The organism is Streptomyces sp. NPDC055400, assembly GCF_053644375.1.
The window spans coordinates 299,276-315,675 of record NZ_JBSHLM010000004.1; the positions used below are offsets into that span (position 1 = coordinate 299,276).

The window sequence follows — 16,400 nt, forward strand, 5'->3', positions numbered from 1 at the left end:
AAAAGTACACTTCAGCGTTGCTTTCAGGCCACCTAAGGTCGTGCCGACCGCAGGCCTCGGGTACGGGCGGATGTCCCCACGGCCGGTCACCACCCCCATCTGCACGACACGCCACCGAGGTGCGCGAAGGAGGGCCCTATGGCCGTCGACTACACAGTGATCGTCGTCTATCTCGCCGGCATGCTCGCCATGGGCTGGTGGGGCATGCGCCGCGCCAAGTCCAAGAGCGAGTTCCTCGTGGCGGGCCGCAGGCTCGGCCCGATGATGTACTCCGGCACCATGGCCGCGATCGTCCTCGGCGGCGCCTCCACCATCGGCGGCGTGGGCCTCGGCTACCAGTACGGCCTGTCCGGCGCGTGGATGGTCTTCACCATCGGCCTCGGCCTGCTGGCGCTGTCCGTGTTCTTCTCGGCGCGCATCGCCCGCCTGAAGGTCTACACCGTCTCCGAGATGCTCGACCTGCGCTACGGCGGCCGGTCCGGGCTCATCTCCGGCGTGGTGATGTGGGCGTACACGCTGATGCTCGCCGTCACCTCGACCATCGCCTACGCCACGATCTTCGACGTGCTGTTCGACATGAACCGCACCATCGCGATCATCCTCGGCGGCTCGATCGTCGTCGCGTACTCGACGCTCGGCGGCATGTGGTCCATCACCCTCACCGACATGGTGCAGTTCGTGGTGAAGACCATCGGCGTGCTGCTCCTGCTGCTGCCGATCGCCGTCATCAAGGCCGGCGGCTTCAGCGAGATGAAGGCCAAGCTGCCCACCGAGTACTTCGACCCGCTGGGCATCGGCGGCGAGACGATCTTCACGTACGTGCTGATCTACACGTTCGGCATGCTGATCGGCCAGGACATCTGGCAGCGCGTGTTCACCGCCCGCAGCGACAAGGTCGCCCGCGTCGGGGGCACGGTCGCCGGCACCTACTGCCTGGTCTACGCCGTCGCCGGCGCCGTCATCGGCACCGCCGCGAAGGTCATGTACCCGAAGCTGCCCAGCGCCGACGCCGCGTTCGCGACCATCGTCAAGGACGAGCTCCCCATCGGTGTGCGCGGCCTGGTGCTCGCCGCCGCGCTCGCCGCGGTCATGTCGACCTCGTCCGGCGCGCTGATCGCCTGCGCGACCGTCGCCAACAACGACATCTGGTCGCGGCTGCGGGGCGCCGTCAAGCCCTCCGGCGGCGACCAGGACGAGCCCCACGACGAGGTGAAGGGCAACCGCTTCTTCATCCTGATCATGGGCGTCGCGGTGATCTGCATCGCCATCGCGCTCAACAACGTCGTCGAGGCGCTGACCGTCGCCTACAACCTGCTCGTCGGCGGGCTCCTCGTGCCGATCCTCGGCGGCCTGCTGTGGAAGCGCGGCACCGTCGCCGGCGCCCTCGCCGCCGTCACCGTCGGCGGACTCGCCGTCATCGGCCTGATGTGGGGCTACGGAATCCTCGCCAACGAGCCCGTCTACTACGGCCTCCTGCTGTCCCTCGCCGCCTACGTCATCGTCTCCCTCGCCACCAAGCCGACCGACGCCGCGGTGCTCGCCACCTGGCGCGAGCGGCTCGCGGGGCGCGGGTCCGAGGCGGAGACGGACGCGGAGCCGGTCCCCGCCACTCAGTAAAGTCGCACAGCGCCGCGTAGCCCCGCCCAGGGCTGCGCGGCGCCAAGAAGCGTAGGAAAGAAGGCAATTCGCATGAGCAGCAACGAGACGCCCCGCGGTCCGGTCGACTCCTCCCGCGTCCCGCGGTACGCCGGTCCCGCCACCTTCGCCCGGCTGCCCCGGCTCGACGAGGTCGGCACCACGGACGTGGCCGTCGTCGGCGTGCCCTTCGACACGGGCGTCTCGTACCGGCCGGGCGCCCGCTTCGGCGGCAACGCGATCCGCGAGGCGTCCCGGCTGCTTCGCCCCTACAACCCGGCGCAGGACGCCTCCCCGTTCGCCCTCGCGCAGGTCGCGGACGCCGGCGACATCGCGGCCAACCCGTTCAACATCAATGAGGCCGTCGAGACGATCGAGGCCGCGGCCGACGACCTCCTCGGCACCGGCGCCCGCATGATGACGCTCGGCGGCGACCACACGATCGCGCTGCCGCTCCTTCGCTCGGTCGCCAAGAAGCACGGCCCGGTCGCGCTGCTCCACTTCGACGCGCACCTCGACACGTGGGACACGTACTTCGGCGCCGAGTACACGCACGGCACCCCGTTCCGCCGGGCGGTGGAGGAGGGCATCCTCGACACCTCCGCCCTCTCCCACGTCGGCACGCGCGGTCCGCTCTACGGCAAGCAGGACCTGACCGACGACGAGAAGATGGGCTTCGGCATCGTCACCTCGGCGGACATCTACCGCCGCGGCGCCGACGAGGTCGCCGACCAGCTGCGCCAGCGCATCGGCGACCGCCCGCTGTACATCTCCATCGACATCGACTGCCTCGACCCGGCCCACGCGCCCGGCACCGGCACCCCCGAGGCCGGCGGCATGACCTCGCGCGAGCTCCTGGAGATCCTGCGCGGTCTGTCGTCCTGCAACCTCGTCTCCGCCGACGTGGTCGAGGTCGCCCCGGCCTACGACCACGCGGAGATCACCGCCGTCGCCGCCTCGCACACCGCGTACGAGCTGACGACGATCATGTCCCGTCAGATCGCGGAGGCCAGGGGCAAGTGACGCACGACCACGACCTGGAACTGCTGCCCACCGAGGCGCAGACCGCAGCCGCGCTGGACCCGCCGCCCGGCCGCAACGGCGGCGACCTCGTCGTAGAGACCCTGCACGGCCTCGGCGCGTCCACCGTCTTCGGGCTCCCCGGCCAGCACGCGCTCGGCATGTTCGACGCGCTGCGCCGCTCGGACCTGCGGTACGTGGGCCTGCGCGTGGAGAACAACGCGGGCTTCGCGGCCGACGCGTACGGGCGCGTGACCGGTGAGGTCGCGCCCCTCCTGCTCTCCACCGGGCCCGGCGCGCTGATGTCGCTCGCCGCGCTCCAGGAGGCGGCGGCCGCGTCGGCGCCGGTCCTGGCCATCGGCAGCCAGATCCCGGTCGCCGGGCTCGGCGGCGGACGCCACGGCTATCTGCACGAACTCCGCGACCAGCAGGCCTCGTTCCGGGACGTGGTCAAGTCCGTCCACACCGTGCGGACGCAGTCGCAGATCCCCTCCGCGATCGCCGCCGCCTGGGAGTCCGCCCTCACCGCGCCGCACGGCCCGGTCTGGGTGGAGATCCCGCAGGACGTGCTCCTCGCGCAGACGACCCTTCCGGTCGTCACCGCGATGGACGCGACCCCGCGCGACCTGGTGCCCCGCCCCGAACTGACCGCCGTGGCCGCCGACTTGCTGTCGCGCGCCGAGCGTCCCGTGGTCATCGCGGGCGGCGGCGTCGTACGGTCGGACGCGAGCGGCAAGCTGGTCGCGCTCGCGGAGAAGATCAACGCCCCGGTCGTCACGACGTTCGGCGGCAAGGGCGCGTTCCCCTGGGAGCACCCGCTCTCGCTCCAGTCCTGGATGGAGGACCGCCACACGACGGACCTCCTGGAAGACGCGGACGTCCTGCTGGTCATCGGCTCGGGCCTGGGCGAACTCTCCTCGAACTACCACACGTTCGCGCCGCGCGGCCGGGTGATCCAGATCGAGGCGGACGCCGGAAAGCTGGAGTCCAACCACCCGGCGCTCGGCATCCACGCGGACGCGCGTCTCGCGCTGTCGGCGCTCCTGGAGACGGTCACGGAACGCCCGGACCCGTCGGCGCCCGAACGGGTCGCGAGCCTCCTGGCAGCAGTCCGCGAACGCCTCGACGGCCAGGACCTGTCCTTCGAACGCGAGATCCTGGGTTCGGTGAGGGCGGCCCTCCCGGCCTCCTCCCCCTCCTTCTGGGACATGACGATCCTGGCGTACTGGGCCTGGTCGGCGTGGCCGGGCGCGCTGCACTCGGCACAGGGAGCGGGCGGCCTCGGCTACGGCTTCCCGGCCGCGCTCGGCGCCGCCGCCGCCGACCCGTCGAAGCCGGTCCTCGCGGTGTCGGGTGACGGCGGCGCGATGTACTCGATCGCGGAACTGGCCACGGCCAAGCAGTACAACCTGCCGGTGACCTGGCTGATCGTGGACGACGGCGGCTACGGCATCCTGCGCGAATACATGACGGACGCGTTCGGCGAAGCCACGGCGACGGAGCTTTCGCGCCCGGACTTCGTGGCCCTGGCGGAGTCGTTCGGGGTCCCGGGCGTACGAACGTCCCCCGAGACGCTCCAGGACGACCTGGCCAAGGCCCTCGCGGAACCGGGCCCGTCGGTCGTGGTGCTCCCGGCGCTGCTGAAGATGTTCGCGCCCACGCATCTCGGCGGGACCTGAGCCGGCCGGCGCGGGCGCAAGGAAATCCTCTGCGCCCGCCGAGGCCCTGGCTGATCCTCGGCTTGCCTGCGTCGCCTGTGCCCCGACCCGGGCCGGACTTCAGGCCGAAGGTGCGCGCTGCCGCCCCTGAGGCCCGGCAGACCTTGGCGGAAGATTGACCTGCGCATGATCCTTCCAAGCCATACGGGTTCCTAGGTTCTGGGCATGCCGCTGCGCCCACCCCGCAAGCCGGGGCTTCCGACACTTCCGTACCGCAAACCCACGTCCGGCCGGGACTACTGGGTGCTGGACGACGTCCTTCCGGACCCCGACGCCGTCCGTGAGCGCTGCCTGGCCACGGACGACTGGGCGCAGGGTTATCCGCACCGGCCCGAGACCTGGCCAGGGCTGCGTACGAAGCCGGGACTGGGGCCCGGGGAGCTGGCTCATGTGGAGAAGCTGGTCAGGAAGGCGACCGGTGCGCGCAGGATCTGGGCGCCGGCCTCCGCCCTGGGCGGAGCCACCGACCACAACTGCATCCAGGTGGTCGGCGAGGGAGAGTCGGAGCCGCGGCCGCACACGGACTCGCGGGCCGTGTGCCGGTACGCGGCGGTGCTCTACCTCACCCCGAACGCACCCAAGAACTGCGGCACCGGCTTCTACCGCCAGCGCCTGCCCGGCGGCATGCTGGGCGGCAACACGGTGGCGGCGCCGCACAACAGCCTGGTGGACGCGTTGGGGACGCGTTTCGTCCCGCCGGACTCCTTCGTCGAAGACGTCGCCGTCCCGAACCGCTACAACCGCCTGCTCCTCTACACCGCCAACACCATCCACAGCGCCACCGGCTACTGCGGAACCACGCTGGAGGACAAGCGGATGACGGCGGTCTTCTTCTGGATGGCCGAGCGCTAGTGGCACCTGATCCGGTGGGTTGGCCCAAGTCTGCCCATTGGTCTCGGTGGGCGGCTGTTTGCCGCTCTGCCGTATGTCCTGCGGTCTGGTCGCGTGGCTTTGGCCTGCGGTGATGCGGTGATGCGGCGTGAGGGGGCCCAGATCTGGACTGCGGGATTGGCAGATCTGGGCGAACTCGCCACGACGGCACCGGCAGGAGTCGCAGCCACCTCTCCCGTGTGGCCGGCGGCGTCGAGTCCGTTCAGGTCGGCATGGCCGGCGAACTTGCCGACGGGAGTGGTGCGACGCGTACAACCCTTCGCCCCCATCCAGGAGTCATGTGAGGCGAGTGCGCCGGAGGCGTGCTCGTTCCGTTCCAGGGGGGGAATCGCATGACGCACCGAATACTCAGCCGCACCCGTGTGCTCCCGGCGGTCATCGCCGCCGGCGTGCTCGTGCCGGTCGTCGCGGGTGCCGCGCCCGCGTCCGCCGCGACCACACCGCAGGTCACCTGTACCTCGGACAGGACCGGCCTCGCCGCGAAGCTTCAGAAGGACATCACCGCCGCCCTCGCGAGCCGTAAGGGCACCGTCGCCGTCGGGCTGCGCGACCGGACCACCAACACCACGTGCACCCTGCGCGCCACGTCCTCGTACGACTCCGCGAGCGTGGTGAAGGTGACCGTTCTCGCCACGCTGCTCTGGGACGCCAAGAAGACCAACCGGTATCTGACGACGCGCGAGGCGAACCTCGCCACCGCCATGATCACCAAGTCGGACAACGCGGCCACCACGTCGCTGTGGAAGCAGCTCGGTACCACCAAGGTGAAGGGCTTCCTCCAGGCCGCCGGGATGACGCGGACCGTGCCGGGGTCCGGCGGCTACTGGGGGCTGACCCAGATCAACGTCCAGGACGAGCAGAAGCTGCTCTCGCTGGTCACCGCCAAGAACTCCGTCCTCAGTGACAACTCCCGCGCCTACATCCTCAAGCTCATGGGGAAGGTCGTGTCCTCGCAGCGGTGGGGGACCCCGGCCGGCGCGCCCTCGTCCGTCGCCGTGCACGTCAAGAACGGCTGGCTGGAGCGCTCCACGTACGGCTGGCGCGTGCACAGCATCGGGGCCTTTCAGGGCGGGGGTCATGACTACACCATTTCGGTGCTGACGCACGGGAACAGCACTATGAGTTACGGCGTGGACACGATTCAGGGTGTCGCGCGGGTCATCCACAAGGACCTGACGCCGACCGCGTCCGCGGCGTCCCGCTACACCCCGACCAGTACGCCCAAGGAGGCGTTCGTCGCCGTACCGCAGGGCTGACCGGCCGAGGACCAAAGGACCGGGGGATCTCCGTCCTTGGTCCCGGTCCGCTCCCCGGTTTGTTGCGGCGGGATGAAATCCGCCGTTCTCCGCGTTGGGCCTCTCGGCAGGTCAGGACAACAGGAGGCGGACACGTGGCGGAGCAACGGGGCTGGGGCCGGCGTCTCGCCGGGTACGCGTGGCGGTACCCGAAGGACGTCGTGCTCGCGCTCGGGGCGTCCCTGGGCGGCATGGCCGTCATGGCGCTGGTGCCCCTGATCACCAAGGTGATCATCGATGACGTGGTCCAGGACCACACCCGCTCCATGGGCCCGTGGGCGGGCGCCCTGATCGGCGCCGCCCTCGTCGTCTACGTCTTCACCTACATCCGCCGGTACTACGGCGGCCGCCTCGCCCTCGACGTCCAGCACGACCTGCGCAACGAGATGTACGGGACGATCACCCGGCTCGACGGCCGGCGCCAGGACGAGCTGTCCACCGGCCAGGTCGTCGGCCGGGCGACCAGCGACCTCCAGCTCATCCAGGGCCTGCTCTTCATGCTCCCGATGACCATCGGGAACGTCCTGCTCTTCCTGATCTCCCTCGGGATCATGGCGTGGCTGTCCCTGCCGCTCACCCTCGTCGCGCTCGCCGTCGCCCCCGCCCTCTGGTTCATCGCCAAGCGCAGCCGCTCCCGCCTCCACCCCGCCACCTGGTACGCGCAGGCGCAGGCCGCTGCCGTCGCCGGGGTCGTGGACGGGGCCGTCTCCGGCGTGCGCGTGGTGAAGGGCTTCGGGCAGGAGGACCAGGAGACCGGGAAGCTCAGGGAGGTCGGGCGGCGGCTGTTCGCCGGGCGCCTGCGCACCATCCGCCTGAACTCCAAGTTCACCCCCGCACTGCAGGCCGTGCCCGCGCTCGGCCAGGTCGCGATGCTCGCCCTCGGCGGCTGGCTCGCGGTCCGCGGCCAGATCACGCTCGGCACGTTCGTCGCGTTCTCCAGCTACCTCGCCCAGCTCGTCGGCCCCGTCCGCATGCTCGCCATGGTCCTGACCGTCGGCCAGCAGGCCCGCGCCGGCGTCGAGCGCGTCCTCGAACTGATCGACACGGAGCCGTCCATCGAGGACGGCAGGAAGGAACTGCCCGCCGACGCCCCCGCGACCGTCGAGTTCGACGACGTCTCCTTCTCCTACGAAGGTGCCGACCGGGCCGTCCTGGACGGGCTCTCCTTCGAGATCCCGGCCGGCCAGACCCTCGCCGTCGTCGGCTCCTCCGGCTCCGGCAAGTCCACCGTCTCGCTGCTCCTGCCGCGCTTCTACGACGTCACGCACGGCGCCGTCCTCGTCGGCGGCCACGACGTGCGCGAACTGACCCTCGACTCGCTGCGGGCCGCCATCGGGCTCGTGCCCGAGGACTCCTTCCTCTTCTCCGACACCATCCGCGCGAACATCGCGTACGGCGCCCCGGACGCGACCGACGAGCAGATCGAGACGGCGGCCCGCGCCGCCCAGGCCGACCGCTTCATCGCCGAACTCCCCGACGGCTACGACACGACCGTCGGCGAGCACGGCCTCACGCTCTCCGGCGGCCAGCGCCAGCGCATCGCGCTCGCCCGCGCCATCCTCACCGACCCCCGCCTCCTCGTCCTCGACGACGCCACGTCCGCCGTCGACGCGCGCGTCGAGCACGAGATCCACGAGGCGCTGCGCGGCGTCATGGCCGGCCGCACCACCCTCCTCATCGCCCACCGCCGCTCGACCCTCGGCCTCGCCGACCGCATCGCCGTCCTCGACGGCGGGCGCCTCGCCGCGATCGGCACCCACGAGGAGCTGGAGGCCGGATCGGCCCTCTACCGGCGCCTGCTCACCGACCCCGACGAGCTCGGCGGGGTCTCGCCGGGCCACGTCGCGCCCGCGCTCCCCGACGAGGACACCTCCGTACGCGAGGAGCTGGACGCCGAGTTCGACGCTGAGCGGGGCATCACCCCCACCCTGTGGACGGGCGACCGCGAGCCGAAGGACACCGCGCTCGACGGGATGCCGGCGACGCCCGAACTGCTCGCCCAGGTCGACGCCCTGCCCGCCGCGACCGATGTACCGGACATCGACGAGGCGCGCGCGGTGACGCCCGAGGAGTCGTACGGGCTGCGCCGCCTGCTGCGCGGATTCGGCACGCCCCTGCTGATCAGCCTCGGCCTCGTCGCCCTCGACGCCGGCATGGGCCTGCTGCTCCCCGTGCTGATCCGGCACGGCATCGACGAGGGCGTCTCGCAGCTCGCGCTCGGCGCCGTGTGGGCTGCCGCCGCGCTCGGCCTCGTCACCGTCCTCGTCCAGTGGTGCGCGCAGATCGGCGAGACCCGCATGACGGGACGCACCGGCGAGCGGGTCCTCTACTCGCTGCGACTGAAGATCTTCTCCCAGCTCCAGCGGCTCGGACTCGACTACTACGAGCGGGAGCTGACCGGGCGCATCATGACCCGGATGACGACCGACGTGGACGCCTTGTCGACGTTCCTCCAGACCGGCCTGGTCACCGCCTTCGTCTCCGTCGTCACCTTCTTCGGCATCATGGGCGCCCTCCTCGTCATCGACGTGCAGCTCGCCCTGGTCGTCTTCGCGACGCTCCCGCCGCTGATCGTGGGCACGTTCTTCTTCCGCCGCTCCAGCGTCAAGGCGTACGAACTCGCGCGTGAGCGTGTGTCGGTGGTCAACGCCGACCTCCAGGAGTCCGTCGCCGGGCTGCGGATCGTGCAGGCGTTCCGGCGCGAGCGCTCGGGCGCCGCACGGTTCGCCGAGCGCAGCGGCGCCTACCGCAGCGCCCGTATCCGCGGCCAGTGGCTGATCTCGGTGTACTTTCCGTTCGTCCAGTTCCTGTCGTCCGTCGCCGCCGCCGCGGTCCTGATGGTGGGCGCGGGCCGGGTCGAGGCGGGCACCCTGACGACCGGCGCGCTGGTCGCGTACCTCCTCTACATCGACCTGTTCTTCGCGCCCGTGCAGCAGCTCTCCCAGGTGTTCGACGGCTACCAGCAGGCCACCGTCTCGCTCGGCCGCATCCAGGAGCTGCTCCAGGAGCCGACGTCCACGAAGGACGCCGCCGCTCCCCTCGACGTCCTCTCCCTGCGCGGCGACATCGCCTTCGAGGACGTGGACTTCGCGTACGGGGCCGCCGACGGCTCCGAGGCGGCACTCAGCGACGTGGCCCTGCGGATCCCCGCCGGGCAGACCGTCGCCTTCGTCGGCGAGACCGGCGCGGGCAAGTCGACCCTCGTCAAGCTCGTCGCCCGCTTCTACGACCCGACGGCGGGCCGCGTCACCGTCGACGGCACCGACCTGCGCGACCTCGACCTGACGAGCTACCGCCACCGCCTCGGCGTCGTGCCGCAGGAGGCGTACCTCTTCCAGGGCACCGTGCGTGACGCCATCGCCTACGGACGCCCGGACGCGACCGATGCCCAGGTGGAGGCGGCGGCCCGCGCGGTCGGCGCGCACGAGATGATCGCCACCCTTGAGGGCGGCTACCTCCACGAGGTCGCCGAGCGCGGCCGCAACCTGTCGGCCGGGCAGCGGCAGCTGATCGCCCTGGCCCGCGCCGAGCTCGTCGACCCCGACATCCTGCTGCTCGACGAGGCGACGGCCGCGCTCGACCTCGCCACGGAGGCCCAGGTCAACCAGGCCACTGACCGGATAGCGGGCAAGCGCACCACCCTCGTCGTCGCGCACCGGCTCACCACCGCGGCCCGCGCCGACCGGGTCGTCGTGATGGCGGACGGTCGCGTCGCGGAGGACGGCACGCACACCGAGCTCCTCGCACTCGGCGGACGGTACGCCGAGCTGTGGCGGACCTTCGCCGGCGAGCCCGGGCCCGAGGCCGAGATCAGCTCTTCGCTGTGACGGCGGGACCGGTGCAACCGCCGGGCGTGTGTGCGGCGTCCGTTCATCAGTACGCTGTGGCACACGTGACTGGAGGGGCGACGGTGGGTGGAGGCATGAGCGAGGGCGCCATACGCAGACGGCTGGCGGCCGGGGCGGCAGTACTGATCTCCTCGGCGCTGCTGGCCCTCGCGGGGCCGGCCGTCGGCACGGCCCAGGCCGCGGCGATCTGCCCCGGCCACAAGGTGCGCACCCTGCCGTTCTCCACCGGCAGGACGGTCCTCTACCGCAGCGGCAACTACCTCTGCGCGTACACCCTCACCAAGCGCGACGGCGTACGGCAGAAGATGTCGGTCAGCGTGCAGGCACGCGGCAGCAGGCCGGTTCAGGACAGCGGGCGCTACGTGCACCACGCGGGCCCGGTGACCGTCCACACGGGCCACCGCTGCGTGTGGGTGAGGGGCTCGGTCGGCGGGGCCTCGGTGAGCTCGGGCTGGATCCTCTGCTGAACGGGCGCCCCGTGCGCTGACAGAACACCAAGAACCCCTGACAGAACAGATGTTCCTCCGCTAGGTTCCGGTGCGCATCTGTGTTCTACAGGGGAGTATGCATGCGCAATGCGCTGAGATGGCTGCTCGCGCTCGTGGTGCTGATAGGCACCGCGAGTTCGGCCACAGCGGCCACCGCCGCTCAGGCCCGGCCGGCGGCCTCCGACACCAGTACCGACATCAAGGACCGGCTCCTCGCCGTACCCGGCATGAGCCTGGTGGAGGAGAAGCCCTACACGGGCTACCGCTACTTCGTCCTCAACTACACCCAGCCGGTCGACCACCGGCACCCGTCCGAGGGCACCTTCCAGCAGCGCATCACCGTGCTGCACAAGGACGTCAGCCGCCCGACGGTCATGTTCACCAGCGGCTACAACGTCTCCACGAATCCCGGCCGCAGCGAGCCGACCCGCATCGTCGACGGCAACCAAGTGTCCGTGGAGTACCGCTACTTCACCCCGTCCCGGCCCGCGCCGGCCGACTGGTCCAAGCTCGACATCTGGCAGGCGGCCAGCGACCAGCACGGCATCTACCAGGCCCTCAAGCCGATCTACGGCAAGAACTGGCTGACCACCGGCGGTTCCAAGGGCGGCATGACGGCCACGTACTACGAGCGCTTCTACCCGCGCGACATGGACGGCGTCGTCGCGTACGTCGCGCCCAACGACGTGGTGAACAAGGAGGACTCGGCGTACGACGACTTCTTCAAGACGGTCGGCCCGAAGGACTGCCGCGTGGCGCTGCAGAACGTGCAGCGCGAGACGCTGGTGCGCCGCGACGCCCTGGAGAAGAAGTACGCGGACTACCTGAAGGCCAACAACTACACCGTGGACACGGTCGGTTCGCTGGACAAGGCCTACGAGGCCACGGTCCTCGACCTGGTGTGGGGCTTCTGGCAGTACCAGCCGTCGCAGACGGCGTGCGCCGAGGTGCCCGACGCCGCGACGGTCACGGACCAGGCGCTCTTCGACTACGTCGACGCGGTCGGCGGCTGGTCCTCGTACGCGGACCAGAGCCTCGCCACGTACACGCCGTACTACTACCAGGCGGGCACGCAGCTCGGCTCCCCCGACATCAAGCAGCCCTGGCTGGGCGACCTGTCGCGCTACGGCTACCAGCCGCCGCGCAACTTCGTGCCGCGCTCCATCCCGATGAAGTTCCAGCCGTCGGCGATGCGCGACGTGGACTCCTGGGTGCGCCACCACGCGACGCGGATGCTGTACGTCTACGGCTCCAACGACCCGTGGGGCGCCGAGCGGTTCCGCCCGGGCAAGGGCTCGACGGACTCGTACGTGCTCACCGCCCCCGGCGCCAACCACGGCGCGAACGTCGCCGGTCTGAACGCCGACGACAAGACGTTCGCCACGGAGCGGATCCTGAAGTGGGCCGGCGTCTCCGCCCCCGCCGCGCAGGCCGCCAAGCCGCTCGCCCCGTACGACGCCAGGCTCGACAAGCGTGACGTCCAGCGCGAGCTGACCCTGCGGCCCTGACCGCGGCCGTCGCGTCTACACCCGGACCGCGCATCCCACCGGTTCGGACCCGCCCAGCGTCACGTACAACGCCGTGAGCGCGGGGCACTCGGCGCGGTCGGCCGCCGCGGCGGCCACCCGGTACTGGGGTTTCTCGGTGCCGGAGCCGTCGCAGGCGGTCTCGCGGACCTGACCGCGGCCCGCCGAGTACACGCAGTCCCCGACGATCGTGCGGGGCCCGCCGCCGCCCCCCGGATCGCCGGGGTGCGGCGGCTCGAGGTTGCGCATGCAGGCGTAGCCCTGCGGGATCTCCCCGGCGGCGGTTCTGTCGCTCCCGTCCGCCGAGGGCCGGTTCTCGCTGATGTGGAGGACGAAGTCGGTGCGGGCCGGGCACATGGGCCCGGCCGCCACCTTTCCGTCGTGGCGCGCGGTGACCCGCGCCACCGCCCGCTCGCTTCTGCACGGCACCTCGGTGAACGTGTCGCGCCCCCGCGAGCTGCACTCGTCCACGGCGAGGAACACCGCCCCGTACCCTGACGGCGACCGGCTCGCCCCCGGCGCAGGCCCGCCGGATCCCGCGTCCGGCGACCCCTGGCACCCCACGAGCGTCGCGGCGAGCAGCGCCGCGCACACCGCCCCCACCCACCGAGCCCTGTTCCACGCAAGCATGGCAATCCCCCCGATACACACCCCAGCGTGACCCGCCGGGGCGGGCGCACGCCAGGTGTGCAGGGTGGTTCGGGCCACTTGGGGGTGGTGCGCCGGGTGTGCGGCGTACGGCTAGTACGACAACCCGTAGCCGATCGGATACAGAACCTGCGTCGCATCGTCGGCCCGCTGGACGGGCACGGGCAGCTTGCCCCGCGGCCTCGCCCGGCCCGCGATCACCCGGACCGCGGCCCGCAGTTCGACGTCGGTCCACGAGTACGCGGCGAGCGATGCGCCGACGCCGGGCACCTGCGCGATGTCGTACGGGTTGCGGATCGCGACCGCGACGACGGGGACGCCGGTGGCGGCCAGGGCGTTCACGAGCCGCTGCTGAGCGCTGCCGGCGGCGACGTTGTACGTGCCCACCAGTACCGCGTCCTTGCCCTTGGCGGCGGCCACCGCCTCGTCGATCTTCGCCTGGTTCGGCGCGGTCCCGGTCGACAACACCGTTGCGGTGAAGCCGAGTTCGGTCAGTTCCTGGCCGAGCGTCGTCGTGGGCGGGCCCGTCGTGCCGGAGGGCGAGGCCGGGTCGGCGCCGACGACCAGGATGTTCCTGTGGGTGCGCCGCGACAGCGGGAGCAGCCCGTTCTTGTTGAGCAGGAGCGTCGTGGTGGCCTCGGCGATGCGGTCGGCGGCAGCCAGGTGCTCCGGGATTCCGACGGTCTTGTCGACGCCGCGTCCGGTGACGTACGGCTCGTCGAACAGGCCCAGTTTCTCCTTGAGGCGCAGCACACGCAGGATCGACTCGTCGAGGCGTGCCTCCGTCAGCTCGCCGTTCTTCACGGCGCCGAGGACGGCGTTCCAGGACACCTCCAGGGAGGGCGGGTTGAGGAGCTGGTCCACGCCCGCCTTCAGGGCGAGCACCGGCACGCGGTCGTCGCCGTACTTGTCGCGTACGCCCTGCATGCCGAGGGAGTCGGTCACGATGAGGCCCTCGAAGCCGAGTTCCTCGCGCAGGATGCCCGTCATGATCGGGTGCGAGAGCGTCGCCGGGTCGCCCGAGCCGTCGAGGTCGGGGACCATGATGTGCGCGGTCATGATCGAGTCGATGCCCGCGGCGATGGCGGCCTTGAACGGCGGGGCGTCGATCTGCTGCCACTGCTCGCGCGTGTGCGTGATGACAGGGAAGCCGAAGTGGCTGTCGGTGGCGGTGTCGCCATGACCGGGGAAGTGCTTGGCCGTGGAGGCGATGTCGCTGCTCTGGTAGCCCTTGACCTCGGAGGCGACCAGGCCCGCGACGGCCTCGGGGTCGGCGCCGAAGGAGCGCACGCCGATGACCGGGTTGGCCGGGTTGATGTTCACGTCGGCGTCGGGCGCGTAGTTCTGGCGGATGCCGACCGCGCGCAGTTCGGCGCCGGCGATCCGGCCCAGGGTGCGGGCGTCGGAGCGGGAACCGCCCGCGCCGATGGCCATGGCGCCGGGAAAGAGCGTCGCGGGCTCGCCGACGCGGCAGACGATGCCGTGTTCCTGGTCGGTGGAGATGAGCAGCGGGATACGGCTCGGCTGGGCGAGGCCCGCACGCTGGATGCCGTTCGAGAGGTCGGCGATCTGGTGCGGATTCCGGGTGTTGTGCGCCCAGGTGAAGTAGATGATGCCGCCGAGCTTGTACTTGTCGATCAGTTCGGCCGCGGTGCGCACGCCGATCTCGGCGAGGTTGGCGTCGATGTCGGCCTGGTCGGGGTCGGTGGCGGAGTGGCCGTAGACCCGCATCACGAAGAGCTGGCCGACCTTCTCCTCGAGGCTCATCCGGGAGATGAGCTGCTTGAGTTGCGCGTCCTTGCCCTTGCGTGACGCGTCGTCGGCCTGGGCCGGGACGCCGGACAGGGTGACCGCGGCGGCGCCCGCGGTAGCGGCGGCGAGCAGGGTGCGTCTGGACAGGCTGTGGTGCACGTGCGCACTCCTTCCGGAGGAGAACTGGTGATCCATACCCTGAAAGAAACTTCCGAGGGTCACGATTATCCGGAAAGTTTCTGCCAGTCAAGGGTGCGCGCAGCCGGGGCGGCAGAAGGGTGAGGGGAGGGGCCGTCACCGGCGCAAGGGAGGGGGCGCGCCGGTGACGGCGTGCTGCCGGCCGCAGGCGGCGGAGAGGGTGGTCGGCGTTCGCAGCCGGCAGCGAGGCCGACACCGCTCTGCGGAGACTCTCCGGCAGCACGCCGTTCTGACGAAGCGGTACGCGGGCGGGTTCCCCGCTTCCCGGGGATCGCCGGAACGTGGTGCGTCGGTGACATCAGGGGAGCGGTAGTGCTTCTGAGTACCGGTCAGCGGGCGTCAGCGGGCCGGATCTGGCTGATCCGCCTGCCCGCCTGATCCGCCCGATCCCGGCTCCCGGGTGACTTCCCCCCACCGTTCCCGCAGCGTCCGCACCGCCTCCGCGATGGCCGGCCTGCGCGACGCCCCCGTCCGCCACAGCGCGTACAAGTGCCTTACGGGCATGGGGTCCAGGGGCACCGCGACGACGCCGTCCGGCAGCGGGCCGCGGCCGAGCCGGGGGATCAGCGCCACGCCGAGACCGGCCGCGACGAGCGCCGTCAGCGTGGGGTTCTCCTCGGCCTGGTGCCTGATGTCGGGCTCGAAGCCGGCCGCCCGCAGCGTCCGCACCAGCCAGTCGTGGCAGACCCGCCCCGGCGGCTGCGACACCCACCGCTCACCACCGAGCTCCTCCCGGCGCACCGCCGCCCGGCCCGCGAGCGGATGTCCCGCCGGCACCAGCAGATCGCACAGGTCGTCCCCGATGGCCGCCTGTTCCACCCCGGCCGGGGCCGGCAGCGGCGCGATGTCCCAGTCGTGCGCCACGGCCAGGTCGACCGCCCCCTTGGCGACCAGGTCGACCGACAGATGCGGGTCGACCTCCGTGAGCCGGGCGTCGAGCGCGGGATGCCGTACGGCGAGATCCGCGAGGACGGACGGCAGCAGGCCGCGGGCCGCCGAGGCGAACGCGGCGATCGTCAGGCGTCCCGCAGGCAGCCCGCGGCGCTCCTCCAGATCCGTCTCGGCGCGCTCGACGATGACCATCAAGTCCTGTGCGGTGCGGGCGAGTTCGAGGGCCTCGTCGGTGAGGCGCACGCCCCGCCCGTGCCGTTCGAGGAGTACGGTCCTCGTCTCCCGCTCCAGCTTGGAGATCTGCTGCGAGACCGCGGACGGCGTGTAGCCGAGCGCCGCCGCGGCGGCCCCGACCGTGCCGTGCACGGAGACGGCGTGCAGCGCGCGCAGTCGCTGGAGATCGAGCATGCCGGCCTCCCGGTGGGCCTGGGGCGGAGTCTGGGGCATTCGTTAGCGTTGCTGAATTCAACCATGCAGACATTCGCGCTGG

General features: G+C 71.3%; 11 protein-coding genes. 8 read left to right on the forward strand and 3 right to left on the reverse strand.

Translation table 11 applies throughout. The features are described from left to right. Nucleotides 1-138: 138 nt before the first annotated feature. From ACWIGU_RS12675 to ACWIGU_RS12710, 8 genes are all read left to right on the forward strand, one after another. Nucleotides 139-1,617 (forward strand): sodium:solute symporter, encoded by a 1,479-nt coding sequence (locus ACWIGU_RS12675; RefSeq protein WP_454400078.1) that lies wholly within the window; start codon nt 139-141, stop codon nt 1,615-1,617. A gap of 72 nt (nt 1,618-1,689) precedes the next feature. Further along, nucleotides 1,690-2,658, forward strand: a complete 969-nt coding sequence (gene speB, locus ACWIGU_RS12680) for an agmatinase (RefSeq protein WP_356273302.1) — start codon at nt 1,690-1,692, stop codon at nt 2,656-2,658. Further along, nucleotides 2,655-4,334 carry a thiamine pyrophosphate-binding protein gene (locus ACWIGU_RS12685; RefSeq protein ID WP_454400080.1) on the forward strand — a complete coding sequence of 560 codons (1,680 nt, stop codon included), beginning with the start codon at nt 2,655-2,657 and terminating at the stop codon, nt 4,332-4,334. The genes speB and ACWIGU_RS12685 overlap by 4 nt, the downstream gene beginning before the upstream one ends. A gap of 204 nt (nt 4,335-4,538) precedes the next feature. After that, a complete protein-coding gene (locus ACWIGU_RS12690) occupies nt 4,539-5,225 on the forward strand; it encodes a DUF6445 family protein (RefSeq protein WP_454400082.1) in 687 nt (228 codons plus the stop codon). Nucleotides 5,226-5,596: 371 nt separating this feature from the next. Further along, nucleotides 5,597-6,520, forward strand: a complete 924-nt coding sequence (locus ACWIGU_RS12695; RefSeq protein ID WP_454400084.1) for a serine hydrolase — start codon at nt 5,597-5,599, stop codon at nt 6,518-6,520. 134 nt (nt 6,521-6,654) lie between these two features. Further along, nucleotides 6,655-10,386 (forward strand): ABC transporter ATP-binding protein, encoded by a 3,732-nt coding sequence (locus tag ACWIGU_RS12700; RefSeq protein ID WP_454400086.1) that lies wholly within the window; start codon nt 6,655-6,657, stop codon nt 10,384-10,386. Between the two features lie 95 nt (nt 10,387-10,481). Next, nucleotides 10,482-10,874: a hypothetical protein gene (locus ACWIGU_RS12705; RefSeq protein ID WP_454400088.1), complete on the forward strand. Its 393-nt coding sequence runs from the start codon at nt 10,482-10,484 to the stop codon at nt 10,872-10,874. A 101-nt stretch (nt 10,875-10,975) separates the two neighbouring features. Beyond that, nucleotides 10,976-12,403 carry an aminopeptidase gene (locus ACWIGU_RS12710; RefSeq protein ID WP_454400090.1) on the forward strand — a complete coding sequence of 476 codons (1,428 nt, stop codon included), beginning with the start codon at nt 10,976-10,978 and terminating at the stop codon, nt 12,401-12,403. A gap of 15 nt (nt 12,404-12,418) precedes the next feature. Here ACWIGU_RS12710 and ACWIGU_RS12715 read toward each other — a convergent pair whose 3' ends face one another. The 3 genes from ACWIGU_RS12715 to ACWIGU_RS12725 all read right to left on the reverse strand — a co-directional run bounded on the left by ACWIGU_RS12715 (nt 12,419) and on the right by ACWIGU_RS12725 (nt 16,318). Beyond that, entirely contained in the window at nt 12,419-13,051 is a 633-nt protein-coding gene (locus ACWIGU_RS12715; RefSeq protein ID WP_454400091.1) for a hypothetical protein, read from the reverse strand. Nucleotides 13,052-13,162: 111 nt separating this feature from the next. Beyond that, nucleotides 13,163-15,016 carry a glycoside hydrolase family 3 protein gene (locus ACWIGU_RS12720; protein ID WP_454400093.1) on the reverse strand — a complete coding sequence of 618 codons (1,854 nt, stop codon included), beginning with the start codon at nt 15,014-15,016 and terminating at the stop codon, nt 13,163-13,165. Between the two features lie 342 nt (nt 15,017-15,358). Beyond that, a complete protein-coding gene (locus tag ACWIGU_RS12725) occupies nt 15,359-16,318 on the reverse strand; it encodes a LysR family transcriptional regulator (RefSeq protein ID WP_454400095.1) in 960 nt (319 codons plus the stop codon). Nucleotides 16,319-16,400: the final 82 nt, after the last annotated feature.